Source organism: Bradyrhizobium sp. Pa8 (assembly GCF_052588265.1).
This window is the reverse complement of the sequence record NZ_CP176767.1, coordinates 3459538-3477404: the sequence shown is the minus strand read 5'-3', so window position 1 is coordinate 3477404 and position 17867 is coordinate 3459538. Positions and strand designations below refer to the sequence as shown.

17 protein-coding genes are annotated in these 17867 nt (G+C 64.7%); 10 read left to right on the top strand and 7 right to left on the bottom strand.

Annotation, left to right across the window (positions count from 1 at the left end; all coding sequences use genetic code 11):
- Positions 1-10: 10 nt before the first annotated feature.
- Genes ACKWRH_RS15530 through ACKWRH_RS15495 form a run of 8 tightly spaced genes read left to right on the top strand, consistent with a single transcriptional unit; the run spans position 11 to position 8619 of the window.
- Entirely contained in the window at positions 11-1603 is a 1593-nt protein-coding gene (locus ACKWRH_RS15530) for a xanthine dehydrogenase family protein molybdopterin-binding subunit (protein WP_445221263.1), read from the top strand.
- On the top strand, positions 1603-2625 hold the full coding sequence (locus ACKWRH_RS15525) for a xanthine dehydrogenase family protein molybdopterin-binding subunit (protein WP_445221262.1): 1023 nt from the start codon (positions 1603-1605) through the stop codon (positions 2623-2625). Before ACKWRH_RS15530 ends, ACKWRH_RS15525 begins: the two co-directional genes overlap by 1 nt.
- Positions 2626-2633: 8 nt before the next feature.
- Positions 2634-3515: an AAA family ATPase gene (locus tag ACKWRH_RS15520; protein ID WP_028147224.1), complete on the top strand. Its 882-nt coding sequence runs from the start codon at positions 2634-2636 to the stop codon at positions 3513-3515.
- Entirely contained in the window at positions 3512-4633 is a 1122-nt protein-coding gene (locus ACKWRH_RS15515) for a vWA domain-containing protein (protein WP_445221261.1), read from the top strand. The genes ACKWRH_RS15520 and ACKWRH_RS15515 overlap by 4 nt, the downstream gene beginning before the upstream one ends.
- A complete protein-coding gene (locus ACKWRH_RS15510; RefSeq protein WP_445221260.1) occupies positions 4630-5514 on the top strand; it encodes an amidohydrolase family protein in 885 nt (294 codons plus the stop codon). Before ACKWRH_RS15515 ends, ACKWRH_RS15510 begins: the two co-directional genes overlap by 4 nt.
- Before the next feature lie 30 nt (positions 5515-5544).
- The gene (locus tag ACKWRH_RS15505; protein WP_028147221.1) at positions 5545-6393 is read left to right on the top strand and encodes an N-acyl homoserine lactonase family protein; all 849 of its coding nucleotides are present in this window, start codon (positions 5545-5547) and stop codon (positions 6391-6393) included.
- 21 nt (positions 6394-6414) lie between these two features.
- On the top strand, positions 6415-7989 hold the full coding sequence (locus tag ACKWRH_RS15500) for an isochorismatase family protein (RefSeq protein ID WP_445221259.1): 1575 nt from the start codon (positions 6415-6417) through the stop codon (positions 7987-7989).
- 3 nt (positions 7990-7992) lie between these two features.
- Complete coding sequence (locus ACKWRH_RS15495; RefSeq protein ID WP_039157148.1) at positions 7993-8619, top strand: FMN-dependent NADH-azoreductase; 627 nt, start codon at positions 7993-7995, stop codon at positions 8617-8619.
- Between the two features lie 71 nt (positions 8620-8690).
- Here ACKWRH_RS15495 and ACKWRH_RS15490 read toward each other — a convergent pair whose 3' ends face one another.
- From ACKWRH_RS15490 to ACKWRH_RS15465, 6 genes are read right to left on the bottom strand one after another with little or no spacing between them, the layout of a single operon-like run.
- Positions 8691-9740 carry a LacI family DNA-binding transcriptional regulator gene (locus tag ACKWRH_RS15490; protein WP_445221258.1) on the bottom strand — a complete coding sequence of 350 codons (1050 nt, stop codon included), beginning with the start codon at positions 9738-9740 and terminating at the stop codon, positions 8691-8693.
- On the bottom strand, positions 9737-10381 hold the full coding sequence (locus tag ACKWRH_RS15485; protein WP_445221257.1) for a ThuA domain-containing protein: 645 nt from the start codon (positions 10379-10381) through the stop codon (positions 9737-9739). Before ACKWRH_RS15485 ends, ACKWRH_RS15490 begins: the two co-directional genes overlap by 4 nt.
- A gap of 10 nt (positions 10382-10391) precedes the next feature.
- The gene (locus ACKWRH_RS15480; RefSeq protein WP_445221256.1) at positions 10392-11489 is read right to left on the bottom strand and encodes a Gfo/Idh/MocA family protein; all 1098 of its coding nucleotides are present in this window, start codon (positions 11487-11489) and stop codon (positions 10392-10394) included.
- A gap of 22 nt (positions 11490-11511) precedes the next feature.
- A complete protein-coding gene (locus ACKWRH_RS15475; protein WP_085403202.1) occupies positions 11512-12360 on the bottom strand; it encodes a carbohydrate ABC transporter permease in 849 nt (282 codons plus the stop codon).
- Positions 12353-13294 carry a carbohydrate ABC transporter permease gene (locus ACKWRH_RS15470; protein ID WP_445221255.1) on the bottom strand — a complete coding sequence of 314 codons (942 nt, stop codon included), beginning with the start codon at positions 13292-13294 and terminating at the stop codon, positions 12353-12355. The genes ACKWRH_RS15475 and ACKWRH_RS15470 overlap by 8 nt, the downstream gene beginning before the upstream one ends.
- Positions 13295-13296: 2 nt before the next feature.
- Entirely contained in the window at positions 13297-14556 is a 1260-nt protein-coding gene (locus tag ACKWRH_RS15465; protein ID WP_445221254.1) for an extracellular solute-binding protein, read from the bottom strand.
- Between the two features lie 166 nt (positions 14557-14722).
- On the opposite strand from ACKWRH_RS15465, the gene ACKWRH_RS15460 reads away from it, so the two are divergent.
- A complete protein-coding gene (locus ACKWRH_RS15460) occupies positions 14723-15481 on the top strand; it encodes an SDR family NAD(P)-dependent oxidoreductase (protein WP_445221253.1) in 759 nt (252 codons plus the stop codon).
- 105 nt (positions 15482-15586) lie between these two features.
- On the opposite strand, the gene ACKWRH_RS15455 is transcribed toward ACKWRH_RS15460, so the two are convergent.
- Positions 15587-16450 carry an alpha/beta fold hydrolase gene (locus ACKWRH_RS15455; RefSeq protein ID WP_445221252.1) on the bottom strand — a complete coding sequence of 288 codons (864 nt, stop codon included), beginning with the start codon at positions 16448-16450 and terminating at the stop codon, positions 15587-15589.
- A gap of 296 nt (positions 16451-16746) precedes the next feature.
- Here ACKWRH_RS15455 and ACKWRH_RS15450 point away from each other — a divergent pair, with 296 nt between their 5' ends.
- Positions 16747-17754 (top strand): alpha/beta fold hydrolase, encoded by a 1008-nt coding sequence (locus ACKWRH_RS15450; RefSeq protein WP_445222409.1) that lies wholly within the window; start codon positions 16747-16749, stop codon positions 17752-17754.
- Positions 17755-17867 lie beyond the last annotated feature (113 nt).

Here is a 17867-nt window from a genome sequence, read left to right as displayed (position 1 = left end):
GGATCTTGTCATGCTGGAACTGCGCAAGGACATTTTCGCCGACGAGCGCGACGACAATCTCAATGAGATCGGCAAGGGCACGCAGCGCCAGGACATGCTCGGCCATGTCACGGGCACGTCGAGCTATTTCAACGACCACAAGCTTCAGGGCATGCTACATCTGAAGGTGGTCCGCTCGACGCAGGCGCATGCGCGGTTGCGCCATATCGACACCACGGAAGCCGAACGCTCGTCCGGCGTACGCCGGATCATCCGCGGCACCGACGTGCCGCGCAATCTCAACACGCTTCTCAGCCTTATCAACTTCGGCAAGGACGACGAGCCTACGCTGGCGGCGGACAAGGTCCGCTACAAGGGCGAGCCGGTCGTCGCCATCGTCGCGGACAGCGAGCGCGAGGCGTTCGAGGCCATCGCAAAGGTGCGGATCGACTACGCGCCGCTGCCGGTCGTGCTCGACGTCGAGGACGCACTCAAAGCCGGCGCGCCTGTGGTCAACGAGGCCTATCCGAAGAATGCCTTCATCTATCACGACGTCCATGATCACCAGAAGCTGCGCTTCGGAGATGCCGACGCCGCGCTCGCGACGGCCGACCACGTGCTGGAGCAACGCTACCAGATGTCTCCGATCGAGCACGCGCCGACCGAAACCAATGGCGCGATCGCCGCGCCCGACACCAACGGCCGCTACGTCGTCTACACCTCGACGCAGGCGCTGTTCTTCTCGGTCGACACTTGCGCCAAGATCCTGGACTTGCCTTCCAACACCTTTCACTTCATCGGCGGCACGGTCGGCGGCGGCTTTGGCGGCAAGGTGGATACGCTGACGGAGCCGCTCGCGATCCTGGGCGCGATGCTGACCGGGCGTCCCGTCCGCTACGTGTTCGGGCGCGAGGAGGAGATGCAGTACGGCCCGCCCCGCGGCGCCGAGCGCATCTACATCAAGGACGGCGTGATGCGCGACGGCCGCATCGTCGCACGCAAGATCCGCGCCTATTTCGACAGCGGCGCCTATACGCGGCTGTCCAGCTACGCCGCCGTGAAATGCGCCGCGCATCTGCCCGGGCCCTATACGATCCCGAACGTCTGTGGCGACGTCTATTGCGTCTTCACCAACCGGACGCCCGCGACGGCGATGCGCGGTTTCGGCGTCACCGCGATGGATTTCGCGATCGAGTGTCAGATGGACAAGCTGGCGAACCTCGTCGGCATGGATCCGATGGAGTTCCGGATACTCAATGCGTATCGCGACGGCGACATGAAGGCGCATCGGCGCGAAGCCAAGAACACCGCGCTGATCGAATGCGTCCAGGTCGCCGCCGAGAAGGCGAAATGGCCGATCCGCGAGGAGTTCAAGCGAGCGTCGTCGCGCAAGGATGGCGGCGGCAGCCGCGCCGTGATCCCGCCGACGTCGACGGATTCGCGCGGCCGGCCGGTCGCACCAGTCCAGCAGCGCACGAGCTATGACCGGCTCCCGCCCACCGTCACCCGCGAACCACCGCGCGAGCCGCCGCCCCCTGCGCCGTCGCCACCTCCACCGCGGCCGGCCGCGCCCTCGCATGGCGCGCCCCGCTTCTCCTCCGTGTTCGGCACCAGGAGGCGCTGATGACCCGGCATCGCGGACGCGGCATGGCGTCGATCAACTATCCCATCGGCATGAATCTCGGCGGCGATCCCAGCCAGGCGTTGGTTCATTCCAACCCGAGCGGCAAGTTCACGGTGGCGCTGTCGTCCATCGACCTCGGCCAGGGCATGAAGTCGGTGACGCGTCAGATCTGCGCGGAGACGCTGGGCGTTCCCGTCGAGGACGTCTATGTCGATACCGCGGATTCCGACACCGGTCCGCATTGCATGGGCTCCTTCGCCTCGCGCGGCACCCATCGCGTCGGCAATGCCGTGATGGCCGCGGCGCGCGAGGCACGCGGCGTGATGATGGAGGCGGCCGCCGAGGAGCTCGAGGTCAACGCCACCGATCTCGAAACGGACGGACGCGGCAACATCCACGTCAAGGGTGCGCCGCATCGCTCGATCTCGACCAAGGACGTCGCCATCGCCGCCCAGTTCAAGCAGGGCAAGACCATCTCCGGCCGCGGCATATTCCTCGTGCCTCTGTCCAACGTCGACCCCGAAACCGGCGAGATGTCGCCGGCGACCTGCTACGCCCATGCCTGTCTCGTGGCGGAGGTCGAGGTCGACGACGAGACCGGTGAAGTCGCGATGGTCCGCATGGACTCCGCCTACGAGCTCGGCCGCGCGCTCAATCCGCGCCTGGTCGAGCAGCAGCTGGTGGGCGGCGCCTGGATGGGCATCAGCCACGCGCTGTACGAGACGACGGAGCCTCACTATCCCGACCCCGTCCACGGCCCCCGCGACTTCGTCGAATATCTGATGCCCGGCCCGGGCGACATTTGCCCGCACGATATTGCGGTGCTGGAGCGTCCCGCGCCAGATGGCCCGTTCGGCGCCAAAGGACCGGGCGAAATGTGCGCCAATCCCGTGCTGCCGGCTGTCGCGAATGCGATTTTCAACGCCGTCGGTGTACGCATCGACGATCTGCCGATTACGCCGGAAAAGGTGCTGCGCGCGATCAAGACCCAGGGCGGCGCGCGGCCACAGGCGCGACGCTGAGACTGGCCATGGCAGTTCGCAGCAACATCGTTGGCATCGACAACCCCGAGGCGCTGGAGAAGGCGCTTCGGGCAGCCTATTACCTCGCCGATGAAGGGCTCGCGACCGCAGCCTATCTCGGCCTTGCCCTCGGCAAACCGCTCCTGCTCGAAGGCGCCCCCGGCGTCGGCAAGACCGAGGCCGCGAAAGCCATCGCCGCCGTCCTCGGCCGCCGCCTCATCCGCCTGCAATGCTACGAGGGCATCGACGCCTCGGCCGCGCTCTACGAGTGGAACTATCCACGGCAGATGCTCGCGATCCGCCAGGCTGGCGACGAGAGCATCGACATCTATGGCGAGACGTTTCTGATTGAGCGGCCGATGCTGGCGACGCTCCGCGCGCCCGATTCGACCGTGCTGCTGATCGATGAGATCGACCGCGCCGACCAGGAATTCGAGGCGTTCCTGCTCGAATTTCTCTCGGACTTCCAGATTTCGATCCCGGAACGCGGCACAGTGCGCGCGGCCGAACGTCCTGTGGTCGTGCTGACCTCGAATCGGACGCGCGACCTGCACGAAGCCCTGCGCCGCCGCTGTGTCTATCACTGGATCGACTATCCCACCGAAGAGCGGGAGGCGCGTATCGTGATGCTGCGGGCCTCCAGCGTCGCCGAGGCGACCGCGCGGGCCGTCGTCGCGGCCGTCGGCAAATTGCGCCGCGAGCCGCTCAGCAAGGCACCGGGCATCGCGGAAGCGGTCGACTGGGCCGAAGCGGCGACGCTGCTTCACAAGGGCGGTGCGCGCTGGCCCGACGCCTTCAAACGCTCAATCGGCGTGGCGCTGAAAGACGAGGAAGACCTGCACTTCATCTCGCCACGGCTCGACGTCATGCTCGCGGAGGCAACCGCATGAGCACCGAGCCGGAGCTTCCGCGCGCTGCCCGCATCTTCGTCTCCTTCGTCGCGCTGCTGCGCGCTAACGGCTTCGCCGTCGCGCCCGAGCAGACCACCTCCTATCTCGCCGCGATCGAGCTGCTCGGGCCGCGCGACCTCAACGACATCAGGCAATCGGCGCTGGCCACGCTCGCCCCGCCACCCGAGCGCCGCACGACCTTCGATCGGCTGTTCGACCTGCACTTCCGCGGCAGCGCAGCCATCGAACACGTCGATGACGGCGAGGACGACGAGACCGTCCGGCTCCAGGAAGAGGGCCGCGGCGAACAGGAACCCCTGCTCTCCGACGATGCCAACGAATCCGGCCTCGCCGCGACGCGCACCGAGGCGCTGGTGGAGCGCCGCTTCGCCCAGCTCTCCGCCACCGACGCGCTCCGCCGCCTGGCGCGCGAGGCTCCCCGGCGCCTGCCGCAACGGCGCGGCCACCGGCGCATGCGTGCCCGCCGCGGGCCGTTTGCCGACCTTCGTCGAACCCTGCGCGACAGCGTGCGGAGCGACGGCGAGATCCTGCGGCTCGGGCACCTGAAGCGGCGCCAGCGCCGGCGAAAGCTCCTGCTGCTGATCGACGTCTCCGGCTCGATGAAGACGCGCACCGAGGAGAACATGAAGCTCGCGCACACGCTGGTGCAGGCCGCGCCCAATGCCGAGGTCTTCACCTTCGGCACGCGGCTGACCCGCGTCACCCGCCCGTTGCGTCTCAAGCGTCGCGAGCAGGCGCTGAACGCGGCGGCGCACCTCGTCAGCGACTGGGACGGCGGCACCCGCATCGGCGACGCACTGCAAGCGTTCCTCGCGGTGCCGCGGTTCGGCGGTTACGCGCGAGGCGCGGCCGTCGTCGTCGTGTCGGACGGGCTGGAGCGCGGCGAAGTCGATGCGTTGCGCGACGCGGTCGCAAAGCTGTCGCGGCGCGCCTGGCGCGTGAGCTGGCTGACGCCGCTCGCGACGGGCCCGGACTTCCGCCCGCAGACCGAGGCGCTGGTGGCCATCCAGCGCTTCGTCGATGATCTCGTGGATGGCGGTTCAAGCGCGTCGATTGTCGCGCACATTCTGACGTTGGGACGGAGGATAGCGGCGTGAACGACATTGTCGACGGCCATCATCACATCTGGCGACAGGCCGACCTGCCCTGGCTGACCGGCCCGATGCAGCCGCGCATCTTTGGACCCTACGAGCCGATCCGTCGCGATTATCCGATCCGGGAATATCTCGACGACCTCAAGGGCACCGGCGTCACCCGTTCGGTCTATGTCCAGACCAACTGGGCCAACGACCGTTTCGAGGACGAAGCAGCCTGGCTCCAGCAGACTGCCGACGAGCACGGCTGGCCGCATGCCATCGTCGCCTACGCCGACTTCGCCGTCGACGACGTGCGCCCGCAACTCGATCGCCTGAAGCGCTATCCGCTCGTGCGCGGCGTGCGCATGCAGCTGCACTGGCACGAAAATCCGCTCTATCGCTTCGTGGCCAAGCCCGATCTCTGCGTCGATCCCATGGTCCGCCGCAACATCGCGCACCTGGCCGACTACGGCTGGAGCTTTGACCTCCAGGTCTTCACGCCGCAGATGCCGGATGCAGCGCAACTCGCCGAGTCCTGCCCCAGGATGACCTTCATCCTCCAGCATGCCGGCATGCTGGAGGACATTTCGCCCGCGGGCCGGGCCGCCTGGCGCGCCGGGATGGCCCGGCTCGCGGCCTGTCCGAACGTGGTCTCAAAGCTCTCCGGGCTCGGCACCTTCATCCATCGCAACGATCCCGCGCACATCGCGGCCGTCCTTACCGATACCGTCGCCATTTTCGGCGCGGAGCGCTGTCTGTTCGGCTCCAATTTTCCGATCGAGAAATTGTGGACCAGCTATCGGGAGCTCGTCGACGCCTTTCGTGCCGCAAGCGCGAGGCTGACGACCGAGCAGCAGGACGCAGTTTTCAGGACGACGGCGACGCGCGTCTATCGGCTTTGACAGACAAGAACCGAACAGGGAGGGAAACGAATGGCGCTGGAGATCAAGATCCTGGACTATGGCGATATCGAGCTGGAATCCAGCTTTCTGGTCCTCGGCCGCGACTGCGGCCGCACTCGCCGCGTCCTCACCCTCGGCTTTTTGATCCTCGGCGGCAAATATCCGGTCGTGGTCGATACCGGCTACCGCTCCAACCAGATCATGGAAACGCTGGGGATGCGCGGCCTGCAATACCACGAGCACATGATCGAGAACCAGCTCGCCCGCCACGGCGTACGCATGGGCGACGTCCGCTTCGTCTGCCACACCCATCTGCACATCGACCACGCCGGCAAGGACGATCTGTTTCCGATGAATACGACCGTCGTCCTCAACCGGAAAGAACTCGAATATTCCGTCTCCGGCTTGATGCATCCGCAATATCCGGCGCCCGACATCAAGCATCTCATCGACCGACTGCACACCAAGAGTGCGCTGCGCTTCCTCGACCTCGAGATCACAGGTCCTATCGAATTGATGCCCGGCGTCTATTGCGATGCGGCCAATGCACATACCGAGGGATCGATGAACGTCATCGTCGAGACTGCCGACGGCATCGCGACGATCTGCGGCGACGTGATCTACGACTTCAACGACCAGATCGTCACGCCATTCAACGAGATCCACGACTGGGAGCCGCGGACGACGGGAAACCACGGCACCAGCAAGCGGGCCGAGAAGGCGTCGATCAAGAAGCTGCTCAGCAATTCGCGCTATCTGCTGCCGGTGCACGACAGGCCGGCCAAGATCGAGGGCGGCATGGTCGTCGGACGGCTGCACGACCAGGTCCCCGGACCGATCGTGCAGTCGCTGCCTGCGCGCAACTGGTTCCCTGCCTGACGGACCTGAGGATATCGACCGATGACGCATGTCACCTTGCGCTCCGAATTCGAAAGCCTGATCGACCCCTACGCGCCGGTCGCGCAGGTCGGAACGGGTTTTGACTTCACGGAGGGGCCGATCTGGCATCCGGTCGATCACTATCTCCTGTTCTCGGACATGCCGGGCGACGTGCGGCGGCGCTGGGATGCGCGGCGCGGCGTCGCGGAGGTCAAGCGCCCGTCGAACAAGTGCAATGGCATGACCTATGATGCCGAGCTCAATCTGATCGTCTGCGAGCACGCGACCTCGTCGCTGATCCGTGAGCGGCCGGACGGGCGACGCGAGGTGCTGGCCTCGCACTTCCAGGGACAGGAGCTCAACAGCCCCAACGACGTCTGCGTGCACTCCTCCGGTGCCATCTATTTCTCCGATCCCTGGTATGGCCGCATGCCGGTCTATGGTGTCGAGCGGCCGCGCCAGCTCGGCTTCCAGGGCGTCTATCGCGTCATGCCCGGCGGCGAGCCGAAGCTCGTGGTGGACCGCAATTTGTTCGACCAGCCGAACGGGCTGTGCTTCTCGCCCGACGAGAAACTGCTCTATGTCAACGATACCGTGCAGGCGCTGATCGGCGTGTTCGATGTCAACGGCGACGGCTCACTGTCGAACGCGCGCGTGTTCGCGAGCGGCATCCGCTCCGAGCTGGAGCCGGGCCTGCCCGACGGCATGAAGTGCGACCAGCATGGCAATGTCTGGGTCACCGCGCCCGGCGGCGTCTGGGTCTATTCATCGCGCGGCGAGCTGCTGGGGAAAGTCCGCGTGCCTGAGCTCGTCGCCAACCTAGCCTGGGGTGGCCCGGATTTCCGTACGCTCTATCTGACGTCGACGCATTCGGTCTATGCCATCCCGACCAAGGCCGGCCCACGCCATGAACCCTATATGAGCGGCAAACGCGGCAGCGGCGGCGCAAGCGCCGGCTCCGCCTCTGCAGCGCCCATCCTCGCCGACGGCGAGATGCGGCTCGATCCGAGCCGCTGCGCCATGATCATTCAGGATCTTCAGAACGACGTCATCATGGATGGCGGCGCGTTCGCCGAGTCAGGCGCACCGGGTCATGCGAAGCAACAGCATGTGGTCGAGAACGTCCGGCGCTTGGCGGAGACAGCTCGCGCGCGCGGCGTCGCCATCATCCACGTCTGGTTCGTGGTCGAGCCCGGCGCGCCCGGCGTGACGCTGAACGCACCGCTGTTCGAGGGCCTCGTCGACAGCAAGGCGATGGTGCGCGGCAGCTGGGGCGCCGCCCCGGTCTCCGGCCTCGAGCCGCGGCCCGGCGATTTCGTCGTCGAGAAGATGCGGATGAGCGCCTGGGAGGGCACCCGGCTGGAGACGATCCTGAAAGCCACCGGGCGCGACATGATCATCAACACCGGCGCATGGACCAACATGTCGGTCGAGCACACCGCGCGCACCGGCGCCGACAAGGGCTATTTCATGATCGTGCCGGAAGACTGCTGCTCGACCATGAATGCCGACTGGCACTCCGCCTCGATCAACTTTGCCATGCAGAACGTCGCCGTCGTCACCCGGGCGGATGCCGTCATCAGAGCGCTGGGATGAGTGGTGGCAAAGCTTTTGCACCTCTCCTGCTCGCCCCGTGCCGACTCCGAGTCGAGCGCCGGCGCGCGCGTCTTTCTTGACGGGTTTCGGCAGGCCCGTCCGGACTGGGATATCGACGTCGTGGATCTCTGGCGCGAGCGGCTGCCCGAATTCGCGGGTCCCATCGTCGAGGCCAAATATGCGCGCATGAAGGCGCAGCCCTTCAACGACGCGCAGCGCGACAGCTTTGCCGAGGCCGAGCGGATGGCGCTGCGGTTTTCACTGGCCGATCGGGTGCTGATCTCGACGCCGATGTGGAACTTCAGCATTCCCTACAAGCTCAAGCAATGGTTCGATGTCATCGTCCAGCCCGGGCTCACCTTTCGGTTCGATCCCTCCCTGGGATATCTCCCGCTGCTGAAGGACCGGCCAACCACGGTGATCCTCGCCAGCGGCAGCGATTTCGCCACTGGAATGAACCGCGGGCGCATCGACATGGCAACGCCTTACCTGCGGGAAATTTTGCGCTTTATCGGTATCAGCAATGTCCGTTTCGTGCCGATCGGGCCAACCACCGGGCCGCAACAGCCCATCGAGGCTGCCCGCGAAAGAGCCCATCAGCACCTCGCCGCAATGGCAGCGAACTTCTGAGCACCGTTGAGGCCGCTGCGGCGCTTCGCGACACCTATCGAAGCAAGCTGCGCATCACCTGCGAACGCTAATCACGGCAGGTTGTCCCGCAGAAAAATATCGATGCGGATGCGCTCCTGGTCGCGGCTGATGGGCTCACCCGAACAATGCGCGAGCAGAACTCGCGCCGCAGACCGCGCCTCGTGACCAGGATCCTGGTTGATGATGGCATCGAGCGTGCCGCGGACCAGGAAACGCCGCGTGTACTGGGTCAGCTCGTGCGTGATCCAGACCACTTCACGCGCGCGGCCCAGGGCCTCCAGCGCATTGGCGATGCCGCGGTTCCCGGCGCCGCAGCAGTAGATGCCGCGGAGATCGGCGTGGCGCGCCAGCAGCGCGGCCGTGAGCTCCCGCGTGCGCTCGCTGTCGTCGCGGCCTTCGATCACCGGCAGCGCGAGCAGGCTCGGATACTCGCTGGACAGGATCTGGTGGAAGCCGAACTGCCGCTCGGTGTGATCGCGCAGCGACAGCGATCCCGCGATCACGGCAACCTTCCCCTCGCGGCCGGCGAGGAAACGTCCCATCAACGTTGCCGCAGTTCGCCCCGCGGCCGGGTTGTCGATGCCGACATAATGGAGCCGGCGCGAGCTCGGCGCGTCCGACACAAGGGTCACCACGGCGACCCCGCGCGCGGCGAGCTCGTCGATCGCGGCGCGCACCCTGGGATGGTCCAGTGCGATGACGGCGACGCCCTGATAGGCCGGCGACAGGTTTTCCAGCGCACCGGCGAGCACATCCGGATCGAACACGTCGACATGGAGGATATCGATGAAGCCGCGGTGGCCGGCGAGCCAGTCCGCGGTGCGCTGGACCTGCTCGGCCAGGTTGGTCATGAAGCTGTTGCTGCCGCTCGGCAGCACGAAGGCGAAGCGGAACGTCTGCCCGCGGGCGAGGCGCGCGGCCGCGACATCGCCTCGATAGCCGAGTTTTGCCACCGCGGCCTCGACACGTGCGACGGTCTTGGCGCGCACGCCCTCACGCCGGTTGACGACGCGGTCGACGGTTGCGAGCGAAACGCCCGCCGCACGCGCGACGTCCTCCAGCGTGGCGCGAACCGCCGGCTGCGTCGCACCGGCTGTCATTCCCGCGCGGCCCACAGCATGCCGCGAGTCATCAACGTTCGGATCTCCGGTACGTCGAGCTCGTAAGCGCGGTGGCCGAGCGAGGAGTAGAATACCCTGCCCGCGCCGTATCGCTTCTTCCAGACCAGAGGCATCACCACGCCGTCGATCCAGGGCGCGTGCTCGCCGGTGAAGGTCGTGGTCGCCAAAACCTCGTTGGCGGGGTCGACATGCATGTAGTACTGCTCGGAACGATGCTCGAAACTCTTCAGCCCCTTCATGATGGGGTCATCCGGCTTCGTCAAGTCGACCTTGTAGTCGATGATGTTGCCGGGATGCGCGACCCACTGCCCGCCGCACAGGAACTGGTAGTCGACGGACTCGCGGAACGCATCGCACATGCCGCCATGATGCCCGGCCAGCCCGACGCCGCCACGCACCGCTGCGCAGAGATTGAGCGCTTCCGCCTTCTCGATCTTCGACATGGTGTAGATCGGGATGATCAGCGACAGATCGTGGATCGCGGGATCGGCGAACGCCGCCGTCGTGGTCTCGACCCGGACCTCGAAGCCTTCCGACTTCAGCCAGCCGCGGATCATCGAGGCGCAGAGATCGGGATCGTGTCCCGGCCAGCCGCCCCATACAATCATTGCCTTGCGCATGGTCATTCCCTCAGTCGATCTGTCCGATTTCACGTCCGGCCGGCAGCATTGCCGGCCGCTCGACGCAGCTCCCGATCTTGACGCGGCGTCCTTCGTCGGCGGAGGTCTGGAATGCCTCCATCACCTCGAGCACATGGAAAGCGAGCGCGCCGCTGGCGCGATGCGGGCGGTTGTTCAGGATCGCGGAGGCCATGTCGGCGACACCGATGGAACGAAACTCGCCGTCGACATGACCGTGGGTCAGCGGCACCGGCTCCCATTCACCGCCAGTCTTCGCGACCTGCACCTCGCCGCCGAACCGGTTCGGGTCCGGCACCAGCATGCTGCCCTTGTCACCATAGATCTCGATCGGCGCGTGCCGGTGCTTCGGTACGTCGAAGCTCATCGCGATCGAGACGACCGCCCCGCTCTCGAATTCGAGCGTGCCGGCGACATGGGTCGAAACCTCGACCGGGATCAAGGTGCCGTTCATCGGCTGGCTGGTGACCAACCGTTCGGATTTCGGGCGCGCGGTCGAGCCCATCACGCTCGCGACCGGGCCAAGCAGCTGCGCGAGATCCGTGATGTAGTACGGCCCCATGTCGAGCATCGGCCCTCCGCCGCGAAGGTAATAGAATCCCGGTGACGGGTGCCAGCGCTCATGGCCGGGACAGCCGAAGAAGACGCTGCCCGCGACCGGCGTGCCTATCGCGCCATCGTCGATCAGCTTGCGCGCGGTCTGGTGCCCACCGCCAAGGAACGTGTCGGGCGCGCAGCCGACGCGAAGGTCCTTCTGCGCGGCGAGATCCATCACCTTGCGGGCTTCCGCAACGTCGATGCCGAGCGGCTTCTCGGAATGAACGTGCTTCCCGGCGTTCAGCACCGCGAGGCTGACGTCGGTGTGGGCGAGTGGCACCGTGAGATTGATGACAATCTCGACATCCTCTCGCTTGAGCAGTTGATCGACCCGCATCGCCGGCAGCCCGAACGCGGCGCCCTGCCGCTCTGCCGCATCGCTGCGCATATCGGCGAGCGCCTTGATTTCCATGACAGGAAAGCGCTGGGCCGCCTTCAGATAGGCGGTGCTGATATTGCCGCAGCCGATGATTCCGATTCCGACTTTTCTCATTGTGATCTCCGTGAGGTATCGTTCATCCCTTGACCGCGCCTGCGGTGAGGCCGGCGACGATGTGCTTCTGCGCCAGGAGAAAGAGAATGATCGTCGGCAGGATGGTGAGCGTGATGAAGGCCAGGATCAGGTGCCACTCGGACGAATACTCGCCCTGATAGACCATGATGCCGAGCGGCCAGGGATAGAGCGCATCGGTGTTGAGCATCACCAGCGGCAGCAGATAGGCATTCCAGCTGTTGACGAAAGTGATGGTCCCGACGGTCGCCAGGATCGGTCGCGACAACGGCAGCGTCACATAGCGGAAGAATTTGATGTAGCTGCAGCCGTCGACCAGCGCAGCCTCGAGCAGTTCATAGGGAATGTCCTTGAAGAAACGCCGCAGCAGCAACACGCTCATCGCGAGGCTGAAGGCCACCTGCGGCAGTGCCACGCCAAAATAGGTGTCGAGCAGCCCGAGATCGCGCACCTTGATGAACAGCGGCAACACCGCGGTCGCGGCCGGAAAGAGCAGGCCGAGCGTCAGGTAGCTCAGCAGCATCGATGAGCCGTAGAACCTGACATGGGCGAAGGTGAACGCCGCCATCGAGGCGACGATCAGGGTCAGGGTCACCGTGAGCGTCGAGATGATCAGCGAGTTGCGCAAGAGCTGCCAGTAGCGCGCGGAGAACAGGATGTCGGCATAGTTCTGCCACTCCCAGTGACGTGGCAGGCCGAACGGATTGACGCGCAGTTCGCCGAGCGATTTGAAGCCGCCGAGCAAGGTTGCAAGCAGCGGCACCAGCACGAAAACGGCAACGACGGCGAGGAACACCGCCTTGAACAGCACGGCAGGATCGAACGGCGTACGATTGGTCTCGGTGCTACTCATCCCGCATGAACCATCGCTTGTACGTGAAGGCAAAGGTCACGCAGATCATGAACAGAATGACACCGATGGCGCTGCCATAGCCGACCCGCATGCGGGAGATACCGTTGTTGTAGAGGAAACTCACCATCGTGTTCGAGGAGTCCGCGGGCCCCCCGCGCGTCAGCGGCATGACGAGGTCGAACAGCTGCAGCGAGCCGACGATGGCGAAGAACACCGAGAGCCGAATCGTCGGATAGAGCAAGGGGATGACCACGTGTCGCAGGGCTTGCGAACGCGTCGCGCCGTCGATGCGCGCGGCTTCGATCAGGCTCTTGTCGAGGCCCTGGAGCGCCGCGATGAACAGCATCATGTGGAAACCGAAGTACTTCCAGACGACGACGATCAGCACGGCCAGCATTGCCGTATCGGTCGAGGCCAGCAGATGCGGAGGCTTGGCGCCGAAGGTACGCCAGATCGAGGCGACAAGGCCGTAATCGCCGTCGTAGACGAAGCTGAAGATCAGTCCGGTCGCGATCTCGGCCAGGATATAAGGCATGAAGAACAGCATGCGCAGCGCCACCGCCCCGCGAAAGCGTTCGGCGAGCATCAAGGCCAGCGTGAGCGCAAGCGGCAGCTGGACGGCGAGCGACACAGCGATGATCAGCCCGTTGTTGCGCAGCGCGAGCCAGAAGGCGCGTGTCTCCAACACGAAACGGTAATTGTCGAAGCCGATCCAGTTGGTCGGCCTGCCGAACCCGTTCCAGTTGAAGGCCGAGTACCAGGCCGCCTCGCCAATCGGCAGCACCACGAACAGCGTGAACAACAGCAGCGCCGGCGGCAGGAACAGGATCAGGACCGTCAGCCTGCCGTCCCAACTCGGGCCGCGCTCAGCGACCTGCGGGACCAGCTCACCGGCAACGTCCATCGCCGACACGCTCGCGGCCCGGCGTGCCACCGTCAGTTACCCTGCTTCCAAGCCGCCTCGATCGCCTTGGCCGCGTCTTGCGGGCTCATGCTGCCGCCGGCGATCTCGGCGGTGACGTCGTTGACGACGCGGCCGACCGAGGGGCCGAGGCTCTGGTCATAGAAGTTCTGGTGATAGTTCGACTTCGCCAGATTGGCCGCGATGAACTTCATGAAGGCGTTGTTGAGATCGGCATCCGCGCCCTGCACCACCGGGATGATGAAGTTGCCCGCAGCAAGCCGCGTCTGCACGTCCCTGGAGACGAAGTATTTCAGGAAATCGACGGCCTCCTTCGGTGACCCCTTGGTGATCAGCCAGCCGGTGATTCCGCCGAGCGTATCGGTTGGCGCGCCCTTGCCACCCGCCACGACCGGGAAGTCGAACCAGCAGATCTTGTCTTCGCTCAATCCGACCTTGTCGGCGGCAAGCGCGCGCTGCAAATGATAGACCGTGCTGATGGCGAGCGTCATCGCCGCCTTGCCATCGCCGAAGTAGCCGACCGCCTGCGGGTTCTTGAAGCCGAGGAAGCCGTTCTGGAACGGCTGCAGATCGACCAGCTGCTTGAACAACTCGCCGGACTTCTGGAAGGTCTCGCCGGCGAAGCCGCCATTCTCGCCGCGCAATGCAGCGTCGAAGGCCGGCTTACCGCCGACGCGCACAGCAAGATGCGTCCAATAGAAGTGCAGCGGCCATTTGTCGGCGCCGCCGACCACGATCGGCGTCACGCCCGCTGCCTTCAACGTCTTCACCGCGGCGAGCAGATCGTCCCAGCTCTTGATGGCGGCAGGATCGACCTTGGCTTTCGCCATCAGCTCCTTGTTGCAGAGGAAGCCGACCTGCGACAGCGCAGTCGGAAGACCATAAACGCGGCCGTTGGCCGTGAAGGCGGCAAGCGCCGCCGGCGTGAGGCTGTCGGTGTAGCCCTTCACCTGATCGGTGACGTCGTCGAGGACGCCAGCCTCGATCTGCGTCTTCAGGACGCCGCCGGCCCAGCTGTAGATGATGTTCGGCCGGTCCTTGGATTGCAGGATGGTCGGCAGCTTGGCCTTGTAGGCCTCGTTCTCGAGGAACTGCATCTCGACCTTGACGCCGGGATGCGATGCCTCATAGGCCCGCGCAACCTCCTCCCAGATCTTCACCTGGGCCGGATTGGCCTCGATGTGCAGCCACTTGACCGTCGTGTCGGCCGCGGCGGAGTTGGCCCAAAGCAGGCATGCGGCGGCGGCGAGTCCCAGCTTCCCGAGCAGTCTCATCACGTTCCTCCCAACCGGCTCTTATTCTTTGGCTGCAATCCTGCCTTCGATTTTTGAGGTACGCAACTAAAATTCTGATCTATGCACCTCACGCGAGGAATGGCTAAGGTCTGCGGGAGCATTGGGCGGAGAGTCGCTTCGCCATTCAGCAAGCCGAGAGGTGCCCATGACCGCCGTTTATTCCGACCTTGCCGGCAAGGTCGTTCTCGTCACCGGTGGCGCAGCGGGAATTGGCGCTGCGATCGTGCGGCGCTTTGCGCAGCAGAAATCCAATGTCGTGTTCTTCGACATCAAGGTGGACGAGGGCCAACGCCTGGCACGCGAACTTTCGGATCAGGGTCTGGCTGCGCATTTCCAGCGCGTCGACCTGACTGACATCGCCGCGTTGCGCGCCGGCGTCGTCGAGGCGCGCAAAGCACACGGCGCGATCAATATCCTCGTCAACAATGCCGCTCATGACGAACGGCACAACACCGAGGAGATGACGCCGGAATACTGGGACGACCGCATCGCGGTGAATTTGAAACACCAGTTCTTCGCCGCGCAAGCCGTGCTGCCGGACATGAAGGCGGCGAATGCCGGCGCCATCATCAACTTCGGCTCGGTGTCGTGGATGGCCGGTCAAGGCGGCATGGCGGCGTACACGGCCAGCAAGTCGGGCGTGGTCGGTCTGACGCGCTCCCTCGCGCGCGATTACGGTCCCTACAATATCCGCGTGAACGCGATAGCGCCGGGCTGGATCATGACCGAGCGCCAGCTCGAAAAATGGATGACGCCGGCGGGCGAGATCGAACTGCAGCAGCGACAGTGCCTCAAGCGCCGGCTGGTGCCGGACGAGGTCGCGAAATTCACCGTCTTCCTCGCCTCCGACGAGGCCTCCGCCTGCACCGCTCAGCACTACATCGTCGATGGCGGCTGGGTTTGAGATGCTTTGAGGGTGGGCGGACCAGGGCTCGAACCTGCCCCCGGCTGATTGAGAGTCAGCGGGTGACTCCGTCCAGCACGCTATATCGCACCGATCGCGACAGTTTCAGCCGTGTTGCTGCGTGACGCTCGGACGTGAGTTTGTGACGGCCTCTCGTATCATTCCGGTGACCAGCTTCGGCGCGGTGATCGGCGAAGCATGATCGACTTTCTCGGAGCGAACCTGCGCACCCATCCGTCGTGCCAGGAATAGCTGTGTCGCCGGATTGATCATTCGATCCTCCTCGGCGACCAGGTACCACGACGGCTTTGCCTTCCATGCGGCTTTCGGAGCCTTTTCCTGGATTGCCGCGACGGCAATGGGACGCTGGATCGCAGCAAGGAGCGCAGCCTGCTCAGGTCGGGCATGCTGGCACCAGGCCGCGCCAAACCGATCGTTCGGCATCCAGAGCAAACCATGACTGTCGGGGGTGAGTTTCGGCGCCTCCGGCGACGGCTTGTCGCGATAGAATATCTGCGCGACTGTTTCGCCTTCGTCGGGAGAGAGGGCCGAAATGAAGACCAGCGACCGCACTCTCTCCTGCGTGACCGCACCAATCACCGCGCCGGCATAGGCATGCGCGACAAGGACAACCGGCCCGTCGGTCCGCTCGAGCGCTCGTTCAAGCGCCGCAACATCATCTGATAGCGATGTGAGCGGAATCGGCGCCGCCATCGTCTTCAGTCCCTCGGACTGCAGCAGCGTAATGACGTGCGCCCAGCTTGAACCGTCGGCCCAGGCGCCGTGGACGAGAACGACGGTGGCGTCCGTCCCCGCAGCTTCCGATCTTCTGCTGACGTCGCGGGCGACCTTCTTGCTCGCTCGGGCATTTGCAACCGCCGGCGCGATCACGCCGAATTGTGCTGCCGCAACAGTCGTTGCTACAGCACCAACGAAACGCCGGCGATCGTGGTTGATTTCGTCCGACATGAATCCTCCATTGCTCTGGCGGCTTGCGTCGACGCACCTCCGCTTACCCTGACCTCCGCTATTCGGCGACGCGACCAAATTGGTTACAGGTGGAGGATCATTCCAGCGATCACTTCCCGACTGCCCCCGCCTCTGCCCCATCGCGCCAGCCGGATGACCGAAATCATCAGCACGAACGGTTCAGAGACGCTAATCCTGCGAAAGCGTGCTTCCACGGAGGTGCTAAGATGTCTCACCGCGCCGTCACTGAGGGGCGTTTGCCAGGAGCGTCGCGCGAACCTCGAAGGACCTCAGGGATGACAGAAAAGACAAAGATCGAGCGCCGCACCTTCGTCCAGGTGATGACCGCTGCATCGAGCGCCGCTCTATCACTGGCGCTTCTACCGCGACGCGCGGCCGGCCAATCCCCAAGCAACTCCACCTCGAACGCTTCCGATCACTTCGAGACAAAGGAGATCAAGACCGACGACAACACCATTTTCATCAGGCGTTACGGGAGCGGATCCCCACTGCTCATGGTCCATGGATTTCCGCGAACCAGCCTGATGTGGCGTCATGTGGCGCCGCATCTCGCCCGCGATCGCACGGTCATCTGCGTCGATCTTCGTGGATATGGCCGCAGCGGCGTTCCCGCTTCCGCGGAGGATCACTATCCCTATTCAAAGCGGGCGATGGCGAATGAACTTGTCGCCGTGATGGATAAGCTCGGCTTTTCCAAATTCGATCTGGTCGGACACGATCGCGGCGGTCGCGTTTCCTACCGCCTTGCGCTCGATCACCCGGAGAAGGTGCAACGTCTCGCAGTGTTTGACGTGCTGCCGATCTCGGAAGCCTGGGGCCACGCCGACGCAAAGTTCGCCATGACCTATTGGCCATGGAGCCTCCTCTCGCAGAAGGCACCGCTTCCCGAAAAATACCTGATCGGTGCGCCGGACGCGGTATTCGACAATCCCTTCGGCCAGGGCTCATTCGGCCCCGAAGTGAGAGCGGAATACATCGAGACCTACCGCGATCCGGCTCGGGTGCATGCGATCTGCGAAGAGTACCGCGCGGCCGCAACCCTGGATATCGAGCATGACAAGGCGGACCAGAAGGAAGGCCGGCGCATCAAGTGCCCTATGCTGCACCTGTGGGCTTCCGGCGGGCCGCTCGATACGTTCTACGAGCAGAATGGCGGCGCATTGGGAATTTGGAAGAAGTGGGCCGACAACGTACAGGGTCGGGCCGTCAACGGCGGTCACTTCTTTCCCGAGGAAAACCCCACCGACACAACGGAGCTTCTAACCAAATTCCTGTCGGCCTGAACGGCGGCTTCACCTCCGCGGCGATGTCGCCCCTCGCCAACGAGGACGAATGTTCAACGTTGTGAAACTGGTCTTTGAGCGACCGTAGATTTCGACCAAACTGGGCCACAGCC